The sequence below is a fragment of the Arsenophonus sp. ENCA genome (assembly GCF_002287155.1).
Classification (GTDB): domain Bacteria; phylum Pseudomonadota; class Gammaproteobacteria; order Enterobacterales; family Enterobacteriaceae; genus Arsenophonus; species Arsenophonus nilaparvatae.
Window position 1 is genome coordinate 1 of record NZ_NHNG01000025.1, and the last position, 848, is coordinate 848.

Sequence of the window (848 nt, forward strand, 5' to 3'; positions counted from 1 at the left end):
ATAGTAACAAACAAAGAGAATCCCACCCGTGAATACGTCAAATCTATCATGGATGCCCGTTGGTCTGTTGAAGTTTATCATCGAGAAGTTAAACAAAATTGTGGTATTGAACGCTGTCAGGCTCGCACGAGCCGAGCGCAAAGAAATCATATTTTTCTCGCTATTTCTGCGTGGTTTGAACAACATAAACGTCGTATATCTGAAAAAATAACCCTTTATCAACAAAATTGGGACGTAATCAAAAATGCTATTGCTGAGCACATCCGTGTTTTATTAGCGTACCCAAATTAGTTTTGTGCGAAACTCGTGAAGGTAAAGATGGCAGCCAACTGCGCATTAACCCAAGAGAGCCAGAAGCTGTCGTCCAGAAACTTAAGCGTGGAAAGGGATTCTCAACTGCCTATAAACCATCTGTTCTAGTCAACTCTGGACGCATTATTGTTGCCCAGACTGTCGATCCATCCAGTGAAACAAAGGTTATACCAGATTTATTAGCACAGAGTTTCAATTTATCGGGATATACCCCAAACAAATTGTTATTGGATGCCGGTTATTTCCATGACGCAGTGATAGCTGAGACAAAAAAATATCAAATTGAGCTGTTTTGCTCTGAAAATTCTAACCGGCAGATTCTAAGAAAAATCTATCCGAAAGCCTTATTTATTTATGGGCACCTCGAAAAACCTAAGCCGAGTTTGATTTTGCTGATAAAGTTATCGGAAGCTGGTCTACTGAGCTAACCACCATGAAGAAACGCAGCGCCATTAAGAATGACCTCTTTGCAAACCAGTATCACCAACAGACGATCGACAAGTTGGGTGACCCGCTGGTCAAGATCGAAACCTGTA

Annotated in this window: 2 protein-coding genes; both read left to right on the forward strand. The window is 41.2% G+C overall.

Annotated features, from left to right (window positions below):
• A partial coding sequence (locus CBG25_RS00715; RefSeq protein WP_290603789.1) for a transposase occupies nt 1–291 on the forward strand: 291 nt, incomplete at its 5' end.
• 2 nt (nt 292–293) lie between these two features.
• Nucleotides 294–740: a hypothetical protein gene (locus CBG25_RS00720; RefSeq protein ID WP_290603790.1), complete on the forward strand. Its 447-nt coding sequence runs from the start codon at nt 294–296 to the stop codon at nt 738–740.
• Nucleotides 741–848: the final 108 nt, after the last annotated feature.